The sequence below is a fragment of the Pseudoalteromonas sp. KG3 genome (assembly GCF_030436385.1).
GTDB classification, from domain to species: domain Bacteria; phylum Pseudomonadota; class Gammaproteobacteria; order Enterobacterales; family Alteromonadaceae; genus Pseudoalteromonas; species Pseudoalteromonas prydzensis.
Genome location: NZ_CP098524.1, coordinates 24,820 through 45,447, shown reverse-complemented (window position 1 = coordinate 45,447; position 20,628 = coordinate 24,820). Strand labels below are relative to the sequence as shown.

Annotated in this window: 18 protein-coding genes and 1 pseudogene; 10 read left to right on the top strand and 9 right to left on the bottom strand. The window is 41.4% G+C overall.

All coding sequences use genetic code 11. The annotated features are described in order from the left end of the window. Positions 1 to 12 precede the first annotated feature (12 nt). Both NDQ71_RS18760 and NDQ71_RS18755 read right to left on the bottom strand, forming a co-directional pair. Positions 13 to 1,170, bottom strand: coding sequence for an efflux RND transporter periplasmic adaptor subunit (locus NDQ71_RS18760; RefSeq protein WP_064665309.1), 1,158 nt, complete (start codon positions 1,168 to 1,170; stop codon positions 13 to 15). 289 nt (positions 1,171 to 1,459) lie between these two features. Then, entirely contained in the window at positions 1,460 to 3,160 is a 1,701-nt protein-coding gene (locus tag NDQ71_RS18755) for a cyanophycinase (protein ID WP_301562905.1), read from the bottom strand. 371 nt (positions 3,161 to 3,531) lie between these two features. Between NDQ71_RS18755 and NDQ71_RS18750 the strand changes: the two are divergent. After that, positions 3,532 to 4,062, top strand: a pseudogene (locus tag NDQ71_RS18750) (amidohydrolase family protein); the annotation flags it as partial. Between the two features lie 48 nt (positions 4,063 to 4,110). Here the strand turns inward: NDQ71_RS18750 and NDQ71_RS18745 are convergent. The 3 genes from NDQ71_RS18745 to NDQ71_RS18735 form a co-directional block, all read right to left on the bottom strand. Continuing rightward, complete coding sequence (locus NDQ71_RS18745; protein ID WP_192540313.1) at positions 4,111 to 5,397, bottom strand: hemolysin family protein; 1,287 nt, start codon at positions 5,395 to 5,397, stop codon at positions 4,111 to 4,113. Between the two features lie 193 nt (positions 5,398 to 5,590). After that, positions 5,591 to 6,292: an ABC transporter substrate-binding protein gene (locus tag NDQ71_RS18740; protein WP_064665315.1), complete on the bottom strand. Its 702-nt coding sequence runs from the start codon at positions 6,290 to 6,292 to the stop codon at positions 5,591 to 5,593. 130 nt (positions 6,293 to 6,422) lie between these two features. Then, positions 6,423 to 7,535: an arginase family protein gene (locus tag NDQ71_RS18735; protein ID WP_301562904.1), complete on the bottom strand. Its 1,113-nt coding sequence runs from the start codon at positions 7,533 to 7,535 to the stop codon at positions 6,423 to 6,425. Positions 7,536 to 7,959: 424 nt separating this feature from the next. Between NDQ71_RS18735 and udp the strand changes: the two genes are divergently transcribed. Continuing rightward, positions 7,960 to 8,718 carry a uridine phosphorylase gene (gene udp, locus NDQ71_RS18730; RefSeq protein WP_192540314.1) on the top strand — a complete coding sequence of 253 codons (759 nt, stop codon included), beginning with the start codon at positions 7,960 to 7,962 and terminating at the stop codon, positions 8,716 to 8,718. Here udp and cdd read toward each other — a convergent pair. Further along, positions 8,704 to 9,624 (bottom strand): cytidine deaminase, encoded by a 921-nt coding sequence (cdd, locus tag NDQ71_RS18725; protein WP_301562903.1) that lies wholly within the window; start codon positions 9,622 to 9,624, stop codon positions 8,704 to 8,706. The two genes, udp and cdd, sit on opposite strands and share 15 nt — an antisense overlap. A 49-nt stretch (positions 9,625 to 9,673) precedes the next feature. Then, positions 9,674 to 10,000 carry a hypothetical protein gene (locus NDQ71_RS18720; RefSeq protein WP_283709034.1) on the bottom strand — a complete coding sequence of 109 codons (327 nt, stop codon included), beginning with the start codon at positions 9,998 to 10,000 and terminating at the stop codon, positions 9,674 to 9,676. Between the two features lie 274 nt (positions 10,001 to 10,274). Here NDQ71_RS18720 and NDQ71_RS18715 point away from each other — a divergent pair, with 274 nt between their 5' ends. The 3 genes from NDQ71_RS18715 to NDQ71_RS18705 are packed head-to-tail and all read left to right on the top strand — an operon-like array spanning position 10,275 to position 12,325. Beyond that, positions 10,275 to 11,318 carry a lipopolysaccharide assembly protein LapB gene (locus NDQ71_RS18715; protein ID WP_301562902.1) on the top strand — a complete coding sequence of 348 codons (1,044 nt, stop codon included), beginning with the start codon at positions 10,275 to 10,277 and terminating at the stop codon, positions 11,316 to 11,318. Beyond that, a complete protein-coding gene (locus tag NDQ71_RS18710) occupies positions 11,294 to 12,073 on the top strand; it encodes a HAMP domain-containing histidine kinase (RefSeq protein ID WP_192540319.1) in 780 nt (259 codons plus the stop codon). The genes NDQ71_RS18715 and NDQ71_RS18710 overlap by 25 nt, the downstream gene beginning before the upstream one ends. A gap of 6 nt (positions 12,074 to 12,079) precedes the next feature. After that, entirely contained in the window at positions 12,080 to 12,325 is a 246-nt protein-coding gene (locus tag NDQ71_RS18705) for an ATP-binding protein (RefSeq protein WP_192540320.1), read from the top strand. Between the two features lie 14 nt (positions 12,326 to 12,339). Here NDQ71_RS18705 and ppc read toward each other — a convergent pair whose 3' ends face one another. Further along, positions 12,340 to 14,985 (bottom strand): phosphoenolpyruvate carboxylase, encoded by a 2,646-nt coding sequence (ppc, locus tag NDQ71_RS18700; protein ID WP_301562901.1) that lies wholly within the window; start codon positions 14,983 to 14,985, stop codon positions 12,340 to 12,342. 220 nt (positions 14,986 to 15,205) lie between these two features. On the opposite strand from ppc, the gene NDQ71_RS18695 reads away from it, so the two are divergent. The 3 genes from NDQ71_RS18695 to NDQ71_RS18685 are packed head-to-tail and all read left to right on the top strand — an operon-like array spanning position 15,206 to position 16,931. Then, on the top strand, positions 15,206 to 15,571 hold the full coding sequence (locus NDQ71_RS18695; RefSeq protein WP_301562900.1) for a thiol-disulfide oxidoreductase DCC family protein: 366 nt from the start codon (positions 15,206 to 15,208) through the stop codon (positions 15,569 to 15,571). After that, positions 15,571 to 16,305, top strand: coding sequence for an SDR family NAD(P)-dependent oxidoreductase (locus tag NDQ71_RS18690; RefSeq protein ID WP_283709031.1), 735 nt, complete (start codon positions 15,571 to 15,573; stop codon positions 16,303 to 16,305). Before NDQ71_RS18695 ends, NDQ71_RS18690 begins: the two co-directional genes overlap by 1 nt. Before the next feature lie 8 nt (positions 16,306 to 16,313). Further along, on the top strand, positions 16,314 to 16,931 hold the full coding sequence (locus NDQ71_RS18685; protein ID WP_301562899.1) for a flavin reductase: 618 nt from the start codon (positions 16,314 to 16,316) through the stop codon (positions 16,929 to 16,931). Between the two features lie 26 nt (positions 16,932 to 16,957). On the opposite strand, the gene NDQ71_RS18680 is transcribed toward NDQ71_RS18685, so the two are convergent. After that, positions 16,958 to 18,043 carry a Xaa-Pro peptidase family protein gene (locus NDQ71_RS18680; protein WP_301562898.1) on the bottom strand — a complete coding sequence of 362 codons (1,086 nt, stop codon included), beginning with the start codon at positions 18,041 to 18,043 and terminating at the stop codon, positions 16,958 to 16,960. Positions 18,044 to 18,459: 416 nt separating this feature from the next. On the opposite strand from NDQ71_RS18680, the gene NDQ71_RS18675 reads away from it, so the two are divergent. Continuing rightward, positions 18,460 to 19,680 carry a Xaa-Pro peptidase family protein gene (locus tag NDQ71_RS18675; protein ID WP_301562897.1) on the top strand — a complete coding sequence of 407 codons (1,221 nt, stop codon included), beginning with the start codon at positions 18,460 to 18,462 and terminating at the stop codon, positions 19,678 to 19,680. Between the two features lie 135 nt (positions 19,681 to 19,815). Next, complete coding sequence (locus NDQ71_RS18670; RefSeq protein ID WP_192540338.1) at positions 19,816 to 20,472, top strand: DsbA family oxidoreductase; 657 nt, start codon at positions 19,816 to 19,818, stop codon at positions 20,470 to 20,472. Positions 20,473 to 20,628 lie beyond the last annotated feature (156 nt).

Sequence of the window (20,628 nt, the reverse complement as noted above, 5' to 3'; positions counted from 1 at the left end):
TAAAATACTCCGTTATTGAGTTTTAGCTGCGGTTTCGGCTGGCACGGCATTAACAGGTGCGCCAGGGGCTATTTTTTGTAAGCCTTCAACAATCAATTGATCGCCATCATTTAAGCCACTTGTCACTAACCAATTAGAACCGACTGTGCGGTCAGTTTTTAATACCCGTGCTTCAACAGTGTTTTCTTTACTCACCACCATCGCCGTAGGCTCGCCTTTGGTGTTACGGCTAACACCACGTTGTGGTGCTAAAATCGCGTTAGTTTTTACGCCTTCCACAATCACCGCTCTCACATACATGCCTGGCAGCAATAGTTTTTCTGGATTTGGAAATTCAGCACGTAACGTTACTGAGCCTGTGCTTGGGTCAACTGTCACTTCAGAAAACTGTAAAGTACCTTTGTGTTGATACACTGAGCCATCTTCCATTTTTAGTTCAACTTCTGAATGGATTGCTAAGTCTTTATCAAGCTCACCGTTGGCTATCGCTTTTTTCAACCGTGTTAATTCACTGCTCGATTGAGTTAAGTCAACATAGATAGGATCAAGCTGGGTGACAGTTGCTAATGTCGTTGCTTGGTTCGCACTAACCAAGGCACCAGCCGTGACATTAGATTTACCAATTTGACCGCTAATAGGCGACAAAACTTTACTGTAATTAAGATTAATTTGCGCCGTTTTCAACTGCGCTTGCGCAGTTAATAAGTCCGCTTGGGCACCTTTATAATTAGCATCTGCTTCGTCATAATCTTGCTGGCTTACTGCTTTTATTTCTAGCAGCTCTGAATAACGCTCTGACTTTGCTTTAGCATTAGCAATGCTTGCTTGTGCTTTAGTGATCGCCGCTTTACTGGTCGCAACTTGCGCTTCAAATGTCGAAGGATCTATTTGATACAAAGCCTGACCTTTTTTAACTTCAGCACCTTCAGTAAACAAGCGAGTTTGCACAATACCATTCACCTGCGGGCGAATTTCGGCCACTTGCGATGCAGTGACACGACCAGGAAGCTCTTTAGTGAGCGTTAATGGTTGGCTTTTTAAGGTAATGACGCCAACTGGAGATGGTTGTTGAGCCGGCGCACTCGCCTGCTGAGTTTGATCGCAACCGGATAAAGCAACTGCACTTGCCAAAGCGGTAACAGTAAAAAGAACGACGCGAGAACGCTGCATGTTAACTACCCTTAATTTAGAATGAACGATCATTCTAAATTAATTTATTGCATTTTCCAATGCTAATTGAGAATTATTTTTAAAAGATGTAAGGGTATGTAAAGAGCTGTAAAAAGGCTTGACTAAGGGGGAGAAGTCAGAGCAACAGATGGGCTGAAAAAGCGAGTAAAATGCACTTAAACGAAGTAGATAAAGATCATCAATGAGGGCAGAAACTGCTATTAAAAGCAAATAACATAATCACTTTTGCAATAAGCTGCTTAGCGTGTAAGCAGCTTATCTAAAAAGCCTACGGAATTGTCGTAATACTCACGTTAAGCTGGGCAACCGCACAGCCATTACTCGTTGGATTCAAGCGATAATATTGAGTACTTTCACTTGCGTTAAGCGTCACTAAAAACTCATCTTGTTGGCCTACCGCCGTTTTATCTTGGCTTAAACACATAGCTTGAGTTAATGAGCGTAACTTCGCATCCGTTAAAATATTGCTAAAACGCTGCATCGGCAAAGGCGGCATTTTTATTGCCGGCAACACGTTATCGAGAGTGCGTTGATTAAGCTTAAAACCTGTTGCTGTAATATCAATCACAGCACCGGCTGGCCAGTATGAATAGCGAAAAGTCGCTTCATTTGGCACGTTATGCAAATAAACCACACCATTTTTGCCTATAACTGTCATCAACTGCGTTTTCGCCGAGTTAATCACCACCAAGGCGGTTGTTTCATCGATACCAAAGCCATGCTGCTGTTTTGTAGCCTTAAGTAATGTTGCTAAACGAGCGGTACGATCGCGTTCACTAAAGTGGGTATCTAAAATTCCCATATCAAAACTAGCTAAGCCACCATTAGCTTGATAAGTCAGCGAATCTGCCGTTAAGCCTTCACTACACTTATCACTACAACGCTCACTCGGTGCTGACACCGCATGTGCCCCCTCACGCAATGCTGATAAACTAGTGCCATTGGTGATCATCGCCACATTACCAGCTTGATTTTTACCACCACTTTGAATTGCCGTACCGGCACTTGTTCCTACTAGTAGTGACCGAGTGCGGATAGCCTGCGTCCAAGGGTATGCTTTACCGCTCTCGTCATATAACACTTTACGGGTTAAACTTTGATCTCCCCCATTGAGCATGATCCCTGTCGCTGAGTTAATCGTTTTAACAAGATTATCAACCCCTTGCTCACACAATGCTTGCTCTGCATCGGTGCGATCTGGGTAAATCTGCTGACGATTAAATAACTGCATAGATTGTTCACGAATACGCCCTAAATCCTCACATCGCCCCACCATAATAGCGTGAGCAAGTGCCGGTGTGAGTGCCAACCAATGTGTTTCAACGCCATCAAAACTCAGTAACCCTTCATAAAAATCTGCTGATTCATAAGGATCGCGGCTAGATGCGGTGATCGCCAGTAAAGTTGGCTTTTTAACATTCACTTTCGCCGTTGCTGAAACAAAATCTAAAATATCATTGGCTGCGTGCACTGTGTTCATCTTAGTATTTACAGCTTCTTTTATGCGTTTATTGTTAGCATCGGTAACTGGTACTTCTAGCGTATCTATTACAAAATTATATTCTTGATCCGTTAATTTATTTAATAACCCATTATCTAAATCTCGCCATGTCCACAATAAGGTACTTTTATCTATTTGACTCGGATGTTGAACTGCTACAGTTGCTAAAAGCTGCAAAACTTTATTGCGATTATCAATATTATTATTGACCCATTGTGACTTTATTTTATTTAACGCGTCATCAGTTAGGTGATAACGGTTACTTTTTTTACCTTCGAGCTGTGTTTTATTTTCGCAGTTTTGACTACTCATACTTGAACACGTCGTTAATGCACCACCGATTAACACTAACGTTTGCTGCGTTTCACTTGCATTTATATGCGCCGAATATGACGACAAAAACACTAAAAATGAAGCTAAAATCCCTGTAAATTTACCGACAACACATCGCCCTTGAACGTTTTCCATAATGTTATACTCATGTAAAAAATGATAAGAAATAGCTTGCAGTGAACCTTTATGCTTGCTATAAAAATAAGGAACTTTTAAATCGCGAGTAAGCTAGCACCCAAGTGCAGGCTTTGTCAAAACCCTTTTGGATTGGAATTATGTTTAAAAACGCAACATCGCTTTGTACATATTTCTACTCTCCCCACTACCTTTCGGAGTGGTTTGACGAGTAGCCACACCTCACATTCTCGTGAGGGGCTAACTGTGTCTAAACATCACTGCCCTGTCTGATACCAATCAAATTTAAAGCAAATAAAGACTAAATTAACATTAGTTTTGCAGCTCTTTGCGGCTGCTTTTAATTTTGCCTCTATTCGGTTGGAAACAGTACTGATATAGCGCTATCTCAGTTCTATCCTACGCATATGAATCGCAATAAAGCATTACTTGATGCGGGTATAGACTTTTGCAAAGCCGGTGGCAGCATTGATTTTACTACCAGTACCACTGAGTATGATTTAGCTCACGGTGAATATGCTGCAGCGAGCGCCCTTGCTTATTGTTTAGAGCATGGCGTAGATGCCACTAAACTTACAATGAGCTCAGACGGTCATGCAAGCTTACCTATTTTTGACGATTCATTTAACTTATTAGGCCTTGAAGTTGGTAAAGAAGCATCACTGCACACGTCGTTCATGCAAGCAGTGCATGAATACGGCGTCAGTATTGAACATGCGCTCATGGCTATTACCTCAAACCCTGCGCAAGTACTTGGGCTTAACAAAGGCACTATTCGTATTCAAGGTGATGCCGACTTAGTTTTGCTGGATGAAAAAACCCTTTCGACAAAACATGTTTGGAGTAACGGCAAGCTCATGGTCGAGCAAGGCGAAGCGATTGTTAAAGGCCCATTTGAATAACTAATTAAGCAGTGAAGGGGCGAACTTTCGCCCCGATGCTGTTTCAGCTTATATACCTGAAGGGATCTTTGACACCAATAACTGCTCTACCCTAATACCTTCTACATCAACCACTTCAAACTTAAAGCCTGCATATTGAATGTACTCAGCTCGTTTCGGAATGCGCTTCATTGAGAAGATTAAATAACCAGCAACAGTTTCATAGTGCATTTGATCTGGAAACTCATCGATTTCAAGTACTTTTGCTAATTCTATAATCGGTGTTAAGCCATCCACCAGCCAGGAGTTAGCGTCTCGTTCGATGATCAGCTCATCACCCGTATGAGTGATCAAATCACCCATAAAGCCTTTCATTAAGTCTTTTACAGTAACAATACCGACCACTAATGCATATTCATTTACCACCACTGCAAATGGTTTAGCCGCAGCTTTAAAGGCATTTAATGCCTCAGACAAACTGAGTGTTTCTGGTAGATAAAAGGTGTCTTTTTCGAGCATTTCATCATTAATATTTGCCGCATCGCCTTTGAGCACTTGACGCAAAATATCTTTCGATTCGACCGAGCCAATTAGTTTATCTAAATTACCATTACATACTAAAAAATGATTATGAGGATGTTCAATAATTTTTCTGGCAATGTCATCACTAGCTTCATTGATATCGAAATAAACTATTTGATCCCGTGGCGACATAACACTAGATAAAAAGCGCGCTTCCAAGTCAAATACGTTACCAATTAAGTCATACTCTTGTTGTTGTAAGCTACCATACTCAGCACCGGCGTCCATCATCGCGACGATATCTTCCGTGGTGACGATATCCTCACGCTCGGCGGGTACTTTAAATATTCTTAAAATGACGTTAGTTAAGCCATTAAAAAACACCACTAATGGGGTTAAAGCAAAAGTCACCCAACGCATCAAGGTAACCAGTCTTACAGCCACGGCTTCTGGCATGATCATCGCTAACCGCTTTGGCATTAAATCAGCAAACAAGATAAATAATGAGGTAATGGTAAAAAATGAAATTAGAAAGCTAATTTGCGCTAACAACGGGCCTTGATAAACCATGACTAACACACTTTCAACATAGGGTGAAAGTGCCTGCTCACCAACAATACCGCCTAAAATAGCAATCGCATTTAGCGCTATTTGGATCATGGCAAAAAAAGCGCCTGGTTGCTCTTGCAGCTTTAGTACCGCAGCGGCTTTTGCATTGCCTTCATCTGCCATTACTCTTAGTTTAATTTTACGTGATGCAGCAATGGCGATTTCCGACATAGCAAACAACGCACTGATCAAGATCAATAAACCAATCCCGATTAAGTCACCCATTTATAGCTCCAAAAAAATGCGCTTTTATAAGCAAAAGCTGCTGGATTATAGCCCCTTTTAAAGGTTGGGCAATTGAAATTTAACAAATATTAAAATCATCATAGCATCAACAAGTTAGAACTTATTTATGATCAACTTCCGGTCAGCCTTAGCTGGTTTAACGCGCGAAACTAAGTGAAAGTTAGCCAACTCACTAATAGTGGTTAAAAGCATTGAGCAGGGCAGCCTCAGTGGGTTTATCCAGTCCTTTATTGCAGGCAAAATACAGTTCAGGCTGCTCAGTGTTAAGTCTTAATGCAGGGGTCAGTTCCTCAGGTAGTTTGTCACCGTTCTTGACTCTGGTATGTTCAAACTGGGCTCTTTGCTCTGGTAACACCACCAGATCTATAGTGTTTTTTCGGTTTCGAACTATTTCAAATATATTGTCAAAGCTATTCATTAACATCAGGTTTTTACCTTCTTCAAAGCCCTGTGATAGTAAATACTGATGACTGTAATTATCTTTTAATACGGCGATACGGTATTGCTTCGCCTGCTCTAAGGAAGTAATAGTGATTTTTTTTGAATGCAGTGCGTATAAATAAGTGTTCAGTTCTGCCAATTTAGCTATCCAGATAAACTCGCTCTCACGGGCTTTGGAGCGGGTCACTGAATATATACATGTATGCGTATCCCGTAATGCCATATTGAATGCCGTACTCCAACTTTCAACAGACATTGTGTAATCAAGTGCTGAGTTCGCCAATACCGCATTTACCTTGTCAGCAATAACGCCGACAATTTGATTATTCTCATCGAGATATTGAGCTGGCGGAAAATGCTCCGTAACAATATTGAGTTTAGCAACGCTTTGCAGGCTGACTAGTGCTAGCAGTAAAATCCAAAATCTTCTCACTTATTCCTCACAGAAGTATATAAAGTACAAACTTTATGCTTGTATCTGCTTAAATATAGTGAATTATTTTCAAAATGAGAACAAATCGCAGCACAAATATATGCCGCGATGATTACTCTATCAACCGTGATTAACCGCGATTCATGGCATTAATTAAAAATGCGGAGATTTTTGCGCCTTCACGTAACGTTGTTTCCGAGCTTGATTGACCAACCAAAGAGCTGTCGGTAAATGGCGCGATCTCCATCATGTCAGCGCCGGTGATCGGAAACTCATCCGCTAATGCGACTAAGATATCTAATGCATGCTGCGGTGTTAAACCATTACCTTCAGGGGTGCCCGTTGCTGATGCGAACTCCTCATCTAACGCATCAATATCAAAGCTCACGTAAAGCTCATCAACATTATCAGCTTTAAGCTGCGCGATGACCTCGGCTGCAACTGCCGGCGCGCCACGTTCAATGATCTCATGAGCCCAATGCTGCTTCACACCAAAGGTTGATTCCCAATGCTGTTTTGGCTTGCCACTTGAACGTATACCAAATTGAATCAAATGATGCGGTGCAGGTAAGAACTCTAAAATATGCGTACACCACGAGCCAAAACATAAATCGATGCCTAAACGCTCGACCAATAAATCGGTGTGCGCATCAAAATGAATAATCGCAGTGCGTTTACCTTGCGCACGCTTGGCTTTTAAATACGCTTTGGTTAGCGGGTAACTAATTGAGTGATCGCCACCAATACCAAAAATACCTTTATCAGTAAACGTTGCATAAAAGCTATCGCACACATCTTCAGTAATTGATAGTGGACTTACGTAATACTCACTGTTTGGGTTGTCGTATAACGCTTTTTGACAATTGCTGATTGTGGTGTCATTGAGGTATTTATCATGTAACAGATGTGGAATAACCCGCACATCACCTAAATCAAATGACTTAGCCTGAGGTTGTTGATCAATCAGCGTTGAGCGTAAAAATAATGGCCCCCAGTTTGCGCCACGTAAAATACCGCCGCCGCAATCAGAGCTGATCCCTAAAGTCACCGCTTTATGCGGGCTATCAGTTAACTCTTCTAATGACTCGCGCCATAAAGTATTAACATTATCTTCTTGTCCGTACAGTTTTATACGCAGTGCTGCTTTACGTTCTTTTGCGGTATTGACCGTAAAAACACCATCACCTGGTGGGCATAAACAGTGTTCTACTTTACTTTTAAATGTCTGCCATTGTGTGCTCATAACGATTCCTTACTGTGTTCTTTTGCGTAATTATGCAAAAAGAAAGCTGCTAAAAATAAATTTAATAAAAGCTTCATTTGCCATGACAGGATCAGAAATATGTTCATAAACGATCGAGTCTACCTCGTTAAAAAACAATTTATATTTATATAAAACATGCATTTAACGTTTATTTTTTAACAGCGTATAAATTCAAATTATATGCTTAGTAAGATAGATATAGTGTCTGCACAGACAAGTCAACCAGCTTGGCTATTGCATCGGTTTTCTACCTGCTTGATTATTCAAAAGCAATGAATAAACCTTAAAACGGACATCCGTCCTGTACAGCATTTAGCATTGTGGTAATTATGCTAAATTGACAACGACTCTTTCAAAATTAATGTGATAATCACGTTAAATTCAAAAGTAATAAGGCTTCGCTATGGAAAAGGTATTTCACTTAGGACTCACTCGCAACGACTTACAAGGTGCAACATTGGCTATTGTACCGGGTGATCCAGACCGTGCTGCACGTATTTCTACGTTTCTTGAAAACTCAACATGTCTTGCTCAAACCCGTGAGTTTCACGTTTATTTAGGCCAACTCAACGGCCACTCTGTCGTGATATGTTCAACCGGTATCGGCGGACCTTCAACCTCTATTGCGGTGGAAGAACTAGCACAGTTAGGTGTTGAAACATTTTTACGCATTGGTACAACGGGGGCAATTCAGCCGCATATTAATGAAGGTGACATTTTAATCAGCCAAGCGTCTGTGCGTTTAGATGGCGCGAGTCAGCATTTTGCACCACTGAGTTTTCCTGCAGTGTCAGATTTCTTTAGCACCCAAGCGATGGTGACTGCCTGTGATAATTTAGGCATTGATTTTCATATTGGTATTACCGCATCAAGCGATACCTTCTACCCAGGGCAAGAGCGTTACGATACCTACTCAGGTTATGTACCAAAAGCGTTCCAAGGTAGCTGCGAAGAATGGCAAAAACTAGGCGTGATGAACTATGAGATGGAATCGGCAACATTATTTACTATGTGTGCTGCGCTTGGCTTAAAAGCAGCCTGCGTGGCTGGCGTATTAGTAAATCGTACTCGTCAAGAAATCCCCAATGTAGATCACGGCGAGATTGAGAAAAAATCAGTCGCCGTGGTACTTGAAGCTGCAAAATTGTTACTTAAATCGTAAACTATAGGTTTCTAAAGCTGGTAAGTTAGCATAACTTGCCAGCACAGCTTGAGTTACTTGCAGTTGATTTTCTGCTCCCTCGGTTTGCACTAACTCTACTCTTTCAATGCTTGCATTATCCATCCTCAAACCAGCCAAATGTAACTGACTGATTGCACTTTGTAGTGGTGCAAGGCTTGGGCTATACGCAGCGTTTTCAGCGTAGCGACCATAAAAACTACCATGCTTAAAGGTGGTTATCTTTACTGCACTGAAGTTGCCAGTGTAAGGGACATAGGCGTGTTGTGCCTGATCTACAAGCAACGAGCATACGTCTGAACTTGCGACTAATTGTGTACACTCAGGAGCGGGGTTAAATAGACTATATTGATTACCTAAATCCTTTGGCCCAAAAGCGGCTGGTAACAACTCTGCCAGTTTAAATTGTTGCTTAGGTAATAGAATGTCAAAGGTATCTGCATCCGCCAATTCATTCATAAACTGACGACAATAGCCACATGGCGCATCACTAATTGCGATTTGAACAATAGCTTTAGCACCATTGAGCCAGGCATTATTAATAGCGGATTGCTCGGCATGCACCACTAAACTGAGTGGCTGATGAGCAAACTCAACGTTAGCACCAAAGTAAAAGTGCGCGTGCTGATCTTTATCTAGGCCTACAACAATTGCGCCAACCGAGAACTGTGAAATAGGCGCTACGGCGAATAAAGATGCCACAGGTAAGCACGCTCTTAACAGCTGTTCTTGAGTCAGCGAGAATTTCTTACACAGTTGGTCAATATCAGTGGCAGTCAATTTGCCCTGCTGTGACTTAACTTGATTGAACAGTGCGTTGCGCGCACGTTCATCAAATACATGTCCTGTTATAGAATTTATAGGCGAAGACGAAGTTGATAAAGTCATAAACAAATTTTACTTATTTAATGGCTTCACAGTGTAAAATGTTCGGCTACTAATTACCAGATTGATTTTCAAGCCAATTTTTAGCGCTAGTAAAACACTCAAAATTTTCAGCTTTGAGATCAAAACGTTTTGCTTTTTGTAAAAACAAATCGTGCATAAAACCATCAAAACTAACGACCCTAGCAATAAAACAATTCGCTAGCCGATTTGATACTGCTGGCATTATCGTTAGCAAATCACTGGCCGGAAATTTATGCGTCAACTCAGACACATCGACCAGTAGTTTATTACTGCCATAAATAGACACATATTGCTGGGCTATTTGATAAAAATTCATCACATCCTGTGCACTTGCCGTCCCTCTTAGCGTCATCATAATTAATGACGTGGAAGCATCATATGTGATGCAAGTAGACACATTCGACATTTTACTACTCAGTAATTAACACACTTGCCACGATGGCAAAACAGCCGACATTCTAAATAAAATAAAAAAACAGTCAATCTCTAACAATAAATCAGGTCAGACCAGAACAACAATTCAATCTAAAGGATGACTTTTGTTGCTGAAATGATACTAATGGGGCGGTGAAAAATATCGATTTTTCGCTATACTGGGCGTATGCTGTTCGCAAAGTAAGCTCCTCACTATGATACTATTATTCGCTTTTCGCATCTTCACATTTGCATTTTTGCTCAGTGTTAGCGCATTTGTTTTAGCCGCGCCACTGACTGACTCTGAGTATGAAGAACTAAGGCAACATATTCGTAGTGCTTATGCTGAAAACCCAGCCACCGCGATCACATTAACAGACACAATTTTAAAAACAAAAGAATTGACTCTTGAGCAACAAATTAAAGTACTTAACTATAAAGCCTGGTTCCAACTTGAAACCGATCAACTAGAAGAAGCTATGCGTACTTTGGTCACTTATAAGGCTATGACTTTACGCTCAAGTGATCCCACTTTAATGTACGGCTATTATAATATTAGCGGCGGTATCTACTCTAAACTTGCCCTCTACGAGCAAGCGCTCAATTATTTTTTGCAAGCCCTCGAACAGGCTAATATGCGAAAAATAGAACTTGTGCATCAAACTGAAAACAATATCGGCGGAGTGTATCTTGCTTTACGCAAGCTTGATGAGGCTGAGCGCGCATTTACCCAATACTATGAATACACTAAACCACTCAATAAACCATTAGATTTATCTTTTGCGATGACCAACTTAGTAAAAGTGATGGTAGCAAAAAAACAGTACCCCGCAGCAAAAAAACTGCTTGAGCGTGCCATAACATTACAACAAAGCAATCAATTTGATTATCATTTAGCGTTAAACTACCAACTACTTGGTCAAGTTGAGCGAGAAACCGAAAACTATCAAAGTTCGGTGAATTATTTACAACAAGCCATTTTATTATTTTCTAACAGTGGTACAGATGTAGAGCTTATTAACGCCAAGTTATCCCTTGCTAAAACTTACCATGAAATGGGCAAGACTGAGCAAGCAATACAATTAACCAACGAAATTCAACAACAAGCAATGCAACTGAAAAACTTAAGCTTAACTGCCACTGTCAGCGAATTTTCAGCCTCATTATCTGAGTCCATCGGAAACTTTAAAGAGCTTTACATGCTTATAAACAATTTAACCAAAGTAGACAAGCGTTGCTGCAGCGCCAATCAAATGTAAATTTAGCGAAAGCACTTGCCGAAGTTGATATGGCAAGTAAAGAGTTAAAAATAGCGAACTTAACCAAAGAGCAACAAATTAAAGCCACCGAAGCGAAAGCATTTAAAAAACTCGCACTCGCAATCGCAGTTTCATTAGTGATAATACTGTTTGGCTCAATGTACGCCATCCGCAGTATATATAATCAAAAGCAGGCACTGGCAAATACCCTAGAAACACTTACCAACACACAGTCGCATTTAATTGAGGTTGAAAAAATGGCCTCGCTGACAGCACTTGTCTCAGGTATGGCTCATCAGTTAAATACACCTATTGGTACTATTGTGACTGCCAGTTCATTTATTCAAGATAACTTACAATCACTTGAACAAAAATTTAATGACAAAAAGCTCTCCCCTAGTGACTTTAATCTGTTTATTCAACAAAGTAATACCGCTAAAGATTTGGTGATCAGCAATATTAATCGCTTAGCAAAGATGGTTGAAGAATTTAAAGCATTGAATGTCTCAATTGCATTAGACAAACCAATGAGCAAAATTAAGCTGCGCAGTTTTATTGTTGAACGGATGGATACGTTACAGGGTTATCTATCTAAAGATATTAGATTTGAGTACAGCGGCGCAGAATTAACTATTACTTCCTATCCATCGATTATCGGTGATGTGTTAAAAACATTAGTCATTAATGCCTACGAACACGGTTTTAAAGATACTGAAGATGCAATAATAAACATTGATATTAAAGAACAAAATTAACAGGTTATGATAGTTTTCCAAGATAATGGTAGTGGTATAGACAACGCTATATTAAAAGATATTTTTACACCATTTTATTCAACCAACCTGGGCGGGAATCATTTAGGGTTAGGGTTAAATGTAGTATTTAATGCCGTTAAATATAATCTATTCGGCAATATATGCGCCGAGCCTTGTCAGCACGGCGCACGCTTTATAATTACTTTACCAATTGATGGGCCTCAAGCTGCAAAACAGCGCGATGAGACCTAACAAAGAGCAAACATTTAGCCGGTATTACGCATCCCCGCGGCTATACCTGTCATAGTGATCATAAGTGCATTATCGATATCACCAGAGCTGCCTTCTGCCGCCTCGCGCGAACGCTTAAGTAACTCAACCTGAAGTACATTAAGTGGATCCGTATACGGGTTACGCAGGCCTATAGATTCTTTGATCCAAGGTTGATCAGCCAGTAAGCTTTGTTGCGGGCTTAACGATTGCACCAATGCAATCGCTTGCTTAAGCTCTTCGCGAAGTTTATCTCCCAGAGGCTTATATTGCTCTTCAACTAAGGCATCATCATAATGCGCACTTAACCAGCTATCCGCCTTACTAAATACCATTTCCAGCATTTCTAAACGAGCACGGAAGAACGGCCATTGTTGACTCATTTCATTAAGCGTCTCTGCGCCGTACTTTTCAAGTGCCGCTTGTAATCCCGTTAAGGCACCTAACCAGGCTGGCAACATTAAACGGTTTTGGCTCCATGCAAAAATCCACGGTATAGCCCGCAGGCTTTCAACGCCACCATGTGGATTACGTTTTGCTGGGCGAGAACCTAAAGGTAACTTACCAAGTTCTTGCTCCGGCGTAGCCATTCGAAAGTAAGGGACGAAATCTTCGTCAAAACGCACCACATTACGGTAATGCTCACATGACTTTTCGCTGATCAGCGCCATTACATCACGCCATTCATCTTTTGGCTCTGGTGGTGGTAGCAAATTACTTTCGAGCACCGCACCGGCGTAAATATTCAAGCTTTCAAGGGCAACATTTGGTAAACCAAATTTAAAGCGGATCATTTCCCCTTGCTCTGTTACACGCAGGCCGCCTTTGAGTGAACCTGGTGGTTGCGAACGTAGGGCTTGGGCAGCAGGTGCGCCACCACGGCCAACCGTACCACCACGACCGTGGAATAATACCAGCTCGATACCACGTTCTTCGGCTAACTGTACGAGTTTATCCATCGCTTCATATTGCGCCCAACCCGCGGCCATCATACCCGCATCTTTGGCTGAATCTGAATAGCCGATCATCACGTTTTGCACGCCTTCAGCTTGACCACGATACCAATTATTATCCAATAACTGGGTAATAACATCGCTGCCTGCATTTAAGTCATCTAAGGTTTCAAATAATGGTGCAACAGGCAGTTTAAAGCTACAGCCGCTTTCTTTTAATAACAGTTGCACTGCTAGAACATCAGACGCTGTGCGTGCCATTGAAATGATGTACAAACCAAATGTAGAAGCATCTTGCTTAGCAATCACATCAAAGGTATCGAGCACTTCTTTAACGTCTGCACTTGGTTGCCAATGTTTTGGAATAAGCGGACGACGAGAATTAAGTTCTGCCAGTAAAAATGCTTGTTTGTCTTCTTCTTGCCATTGGTCGTAATCGCCTAAACCTAAATAGCGAGTTAACTCAGAAAACACACCGCTGTGACGCGATGAATCTTGGCGTACATCTAATTTAGCTAAGCGGATACCAAAACTATTAATGCGACGAAGCACATCCAGCAGTAAGCCATTGGCAACTACGCCCATGTTGGTTTTTAACAATGAACGATAACAGGCTTCAAGCGGCTGCTTTAACTGGTTAATATCAGTCACCACATCTTGTGCATCTGTGCGCTTATTCATAATCTTAGCGCCAAGGTGAGCAACCGTTTCGCTTACTTGTACTTTAAGTACTTTCAGCACTGCACGATACGGTTCAAAATCTTGCCCTGCGAGCTCAACTAATTCGTCACTTGCTTGCGACATTGAAAGCTCAGTGCTCAAAGTGTCGATATCACGGCTGTATAGGTCAAGTGCCATCCAACGACCATGATCAAGTACTTGTTGAGTCACTTGTGCAGTTACAAACGGGTTACCATCACGATCGCCGCCCATCCAAGAGGTAAACTCAACAGGGCTGTAATCATTAGGTAACTCTAAATCCAAATGCTGTTTAACTTCTTTACTAAAATCGCGTAAAAAACGTGGCACTGCATGCCAAAGGCTGTTTTCGATAACTGCAAAGCCCCATTTTGCTTCATCGATTGGGGTTGGCCGAGAACGACGGATGTCATCGGTGTGCCATGCTTGGCTGATCAGCTGCGCAATACGGTTTAAAATATTTTCACGCTCATATGGGAGGTTATCGGTGCGCTCAAGCGCAGCTAAACAATCACTTAGCTCTACATGTTTATTGATAATGGTACGACGTGTTACTTCAGTAGGGTGTGCGGTTAACACCAAATTGATATGCAGCTTTGCGAGCGTGTCGGCAATTTGATTGGGATTGACTTTACCGGTTTGAGCCTGACTAGCCAACGCTTTTAAAGTTTGCGTAAGCGGGCTTAATTGGCAAAAACCAACATCATTAAAGCGTGAGATAGTGTGAAATTGCTCTGCAACATTGGCTAGGTTTAAAAAGTGATTAAAAGCACGAGCTACCGGTAGCAACTCTTCATCGGTTAAAGCATGCAGAACATCAATTAAGGCTTGGCGGTCTTGCTCGTTTCCTGTGCGTGAGGATTTTGCTAAAGCACGAATTTCTTCCACTTTATCTAAAATCGCAGGTCCTTGGGCGTCTTTAATCGTTTGGCCTAATAACTGCCCTAATAAATTAACGTTCCCACGCAAGGCGGCATATTGTTCACTCATTCCTGATACTCCATTGTTGATGTTTATACCATAAAGGTACTAATAATAAGCTGTCTTCGATTTTTAAATGTGGAGTGTGAGATAGATAAAAAATCGACATTTTGCTTACCTTTATATTTGTAAGATTCTATTAATATCATCCCAGCGGTTAATTTAACAGATCCAAAGCTTATTCTATTTCGTAACAAGAAATAATGTACCTATCAATTAAGACATGCTTATGATCATTTTTTACGATGCTAACTGCCCTTTATGCACCAAAGAAATGCGATTGTTAAAAGAGGCTGATAAACATAATAAAATCGCTTTAGAAGACATTAACACTGATGATTTTGAGCAACGTTTTAATCATATAAAGCGCCAAGATGCACTGGCTTTTTTACATGGTCAGCAAGATAACGGTGAAATGATTTATGGCTTAGATGTTACTTTTGCCGCATGGCAAACCGTTGGCCACCATAAATGGTTAAAAGTGTTGCAGCTACCAGGAATTCGTTTTTTCGCAGCTCAAGGGTATAAAGTGTTTGCAAAATACCGAACAACTATTGCCCACTCACTGTGTAAATCAGCATGTGGAATAAAGTAATGACCGCAACCTATATTTTATTTGGCGCCAGCAGTGCAATAGCAAAGGCTTACATGACACGCATTGCTGAACATGATGCTAAAGCAACGGTAATTTGTGTTAGCCGCGAACGGCTTGTGCTCCCACAAACCACACTGCAGGTTACCCAACTGCAAAGCGATTACTCTCGTAGCAGCCTAAAACATATAAGCGAACACTTACGCGCTCATGATATTACCCCTTCGCAGGTGCTTATTTTTAATGGTTTGCTCCACTATGATGAGGCAATGCCAGAGAAAAAATTGGAAGACATAGACGAAACCTACTTCTCTACCTTACTAAGCAGTAACGCGCTAACCCCGATCTTATGTATACAAGCAATTTTGCCCTTACTCAATCAGCAAACGCCCTGTGTGATAACCGCGCTCAGTGCCCGTGTTGGCAGCATAGAAGATAACTATTTGGGTGGCTGGTATAGCTATCGCGCCTCCAAAGCGGCGTTAAACATGTTGTTTAAAACAGCGGCGATTGAATTGGCTCGCAGAGCAAAACAAACGAGGTTAGTGTTATTTCATCCTGGCACAACCGATACCGATTTATCCAAACCATTTCAAAAAAATGTACCCGAAGGCAAACTATTCAGCCCTGAATTTGTAGCTGAGCAACTTTATACCCTTTTACAGCAACCAGAGCAGCTAACGGATGTAGGGCAACCTGCTTATCTTGATTGGCAAGGCAAACATATAAATTGGTAAGGAATTTTATGCATTTCACAAAACAACAGATCAATGAACTAGAGCAGCGGTTTCGGACACATTTAATCAATTCATTATCTGGTTTTAAAAGCGCTAACCTTATTGGCACACAAGACAAACTTGGTAACACTAATTTAGCTATTGTCAGTTCGGTATTTCATTTAGGCGCGCACCCACCTTTAGTAGGCATGATCATGCGTCCGCACAGTGTGCCTCGTCATACTTTTGAAAACATATTAGAGACCGGCGTTTATACTATCAACCAAGTGAATAGCGAGATTTATCAACAAGCACATCAGACTTCCGCTCGCTATGATAAAGATGAATCTGAATTTGCTGCCACAGGTTTAACAACCGAGTACCTAGCTGATTTTTACGCTCCATTTGTCGCACAAAGCCGCTTAAAATACGCTGTAAAATTAGTTGAACACCAGCACCTAGCAATTAATAGCACCGAGCTTGTGATTGGTGAAATTATTGACTTACATATTGATGATAATGCAGTGCAAGAAGATGGTTTTATTGATTTAGCGTCGATTAATACGGTAGCCGTCAGTGGCCTAGATAGCTACCATACAACGCAAGCACTCAGCCGCCTACCTTACGCAAAAAAACCGCTCATTTAATTCGAGCGCTAAGCACATGGTGCTATTTATAATGGTAATTCAAATGGCTTAGGGGCATGAGTAAGGAATTCATACCCCGTTTCAGTGATCAAAATATCGTCTTCCAGACGCACACCGCCAAACTCAGGAATATAAATACCCGGCTCAATAGTGATCACATTGCCAGCTTCAAGAACATGGTTACAATTTTTATTGATCAGCGGTTGCTCGTGTAAAAACAGCCCAACACCATGACCTAGCCCTTGACCTGCATACTCACCAAAACCGCTGTTATCTAACACTTGCTGCGATGCATTTTGTAAATCAATGCAATGTACACCAGCCTTGAGCAAATCAAGTGCAGCTTGTTGCGCCGTCGCTACTGCATTGTAAATATTCGCTTGTTTAGTTGATGCTTGGCCTAACACATAGCTGCGGGTCATATCAGAGCGATAACCGTTAACAACGGCACCAAAATCTAAGGTAATGAAATCCCCTTCTTTAAGTAAGCGATCACTTGGGCTACCGTGGGGTAATGATGTACGCTCTGCAAACATTAAAATAGTCGCAAACGCCATGCCTTCTGAGCCTAGCTTTTGCATTCTGAATTCAAGCTCAAGTGCTAGATCTCGTTCACTCACCCCAGCTTTAAAATACGGTAATGTTTGTGTTAGAGCTTCATCAGCAATGGCAGCGGCTGCTTTAATTTGCGCAATTTCCCAGTCATTTTTAACCATTCTTTGTTGTTCTATCATGCCTTGGATAGGTATTAAATTATGGTTGTTAAGATCGCATGCTACCTGTTGCCAAAGTGCGACATTAATAAATGCTGCATCAAAGCCTAATTGGCTATTCGCAGCTAAAAAGCGATTAATACATTGACCTAAACATTCGTTATCGCGGTCACGGCTTATCACCTCAAAACCTTGGCATTCGGCCTGTGCACGCTCAAAATACCGATAATCAGTGATCAACACATTTTGCTGTTTAGTAACTAACGCATAAGCCGCATTACCACTAAACCCCGTTAAATAACGAATATTTTCATGGCCTAATACTAATAGTGCCGTTAAATTTTGCTCATTCATCTGTTGCTTGATTACTTGTTGGCGTGCAAAGAAATGACTGTTCATCGAGAAATAACTCCTTGTTTTAAAAAGCGCAGGGATAAAATGAAAACGTATTGAACATGATCATTTTATTTTGCATACACTATTGGCTTGTCTATTTTAGCACAGTAGCTTTGTTTTCTTGGAAATGATAAATACCAACCAAGGTGTAACACAACAGGCGTAAAGAAAGTTAATTACTGCAGGCTTTATTGCTACAAACTGGTTGTTCTATATACTAATCTTAAGTTTAATGTATACCCATCAGCAACCTGATATCCCTTTAGATAAGGTATTTGGAGTCACCTCTTTTGAGATTGGCTAGCAGTATGCACTAGATTTAAAAAAATAACGCCTTTTAACTGCGTTGCATTCAACGCAAGTCCCTTGCAGTTCACCAGTACCACCCGCACAATAGCCGCTCTAACGAGGAGAACATAATGACCACTATAGGTATCGGTACCCAAACCAAAGAACAAGCACTCGCCAGTTTAAGCAATATGACTGACGACTTAACCCCTATTCAGGCAGATGAACATTTAGCACGTATTGCCAAAGCACAGGCCTACATGCAAGCCAATGGTATCGATGCCATCTACTTAAATGCTGGCACTAACTTAACCTATTTTACTGGTATGCGTTGGTACGCCAGTGAACGACTCGTTGGTGCAATTTTACCTGCCAAAGGTGACGTGCAATACATAGCGCCATTCTTTGAGATTGGTTCGTTGAATGGCTTTAAAGTCATCGATGGTCCTATTCGTGGTTGGCAAGAACACGAAAGCCCATATGAGCTCTTTGTACAAATAATCACTGAAATGGGCATTGCAGCTAATGGCACTGTAGGCATAGATGAAAGCGCGCAGTTCTTTATTTTTGACGGTATCAATAAAGCACAAACAGGCTTAAAGCTTATCAATGCACAACCTGTCACTGCGCACTGCCGTATGCATAAATCAGCAAATGAATTGGCGCTGATGCAGCGTGCTATGGACATGACCTTAGCCGTGCATCAAGCCACAGCAAGTATGTTATACGAAGGCATTAGCACCACAGAAGTAGAAGCTTTTATCAAACAAGCGCACCAAAAAGTAGGCGCGCCAGGTAATTATTTTTGTATTGTACTATTTGGTGTTGCAACGTCATTCCCGCATGGTGTGAAAGATCCGCAAACCCTTAAAAAAGGCGATATGATACTGATTGATACCGGCTGTAAAATACACGATTATTTATCTGATATTACTCGTACCTATGTATTTGGTGAAGCAACTCAGCGCCAACGCCAGTTTTGGGACTACGAAAAAGCCGCACAAATCGCCGCGTTTAATGAAGCAAAAATTGGCCAACCATGTGAAGCCGTGGATGCTGGCGCCCGTAACTATTTGGCCGCCCAAGGGTTAGGCCCAGAATATCAAACACCGGGTTGCCCACACCGCACCGGCCACGGTATCGGTTTAGATATTCACGAATGGCCTTATTTAGTAGGCGGTAACAAAACCCCTCTCGCAACTGGCATGTGTTTTAGTAATGAACCTATGCTAGTGGTGCCTGACGAGTTTGGCGTGCGCTTAGAAGATCATTTTTACATGACCGACAACGGCCCAAAGTGGTTTACCGAGCCTGCTCACAGTATTGAAAATCCATTTGGTTTAACCGATTGATCTAAACCAGAACATAGTAAATCACTGCACGGTAGTTTTTCCCGTGCAGTTTGTTAGTTAAAAATACTCAGCTCTTGAATTAACGCCCCCTCGCCTGCATATCCCAGTAACATTTGCTAAAAAATAGGCTCACTCATGAAAAAGCTTAAAATCGACATCGTTTCAGACGTTATGTGTCCGTGGTGCATCATTGGTTATAAAAATCTTGAAACCGCATTGGCGCAATTAAGTGACGAATTTACAGCCCAGATCAGCTGGAAGCCATTCGAACTAAACCCTGATATGCCAGTTGCAGGCCAAGATTTAAATGAGCATTTAGCGCAAAAATACGGCCTAACTGAACAACAAGGCGATGAAAACCGTCAACGTATTTTAGAGATGGGTGAACAGGCAGGCTTTGATTTTAACTTTGACGGCAAACGTATCATGATCAACAGTTTTGACTTACATCGACTACTCACTTGGGCTGCCAGTGAAGGTAAGCAAACCGAATTAAAACTGGCATTTTTTAAAGCGCACTTTACTGATTTAGTGTATTTAAATGAGCAAGATACGCTGCTTGATGTGGTAGCAAGTGTTGGTCTTGATAGAGCCCGCGCAAAACAGATTTTAGACTCAGGCGAGTATTTCCAAGACGTTCGCAGCGAACAAAATACGCTACAACAAATGGGCATTACCTCAGTGCCAACCTTTATCATCAACGATCAATTCGCCCTCACCGGCGGCCAACCAAGCGATGCATTTGTGCAAGCATTTAAGCAAATCGCCGAGCAAGAAGCGCAACAACAGTAACATTAAAAGCCACGTCACTTAAGCATTACGTGGCTTTAATCATTTAAATAATTAAAGCTATAACTTTAAATTGTGTCAATCCACTCGTTAGTTTTAGCTATTAAAAAGCGACAAGAGTTGTTAACAAACAACCTCGATGTTACCCTATTCGAAACG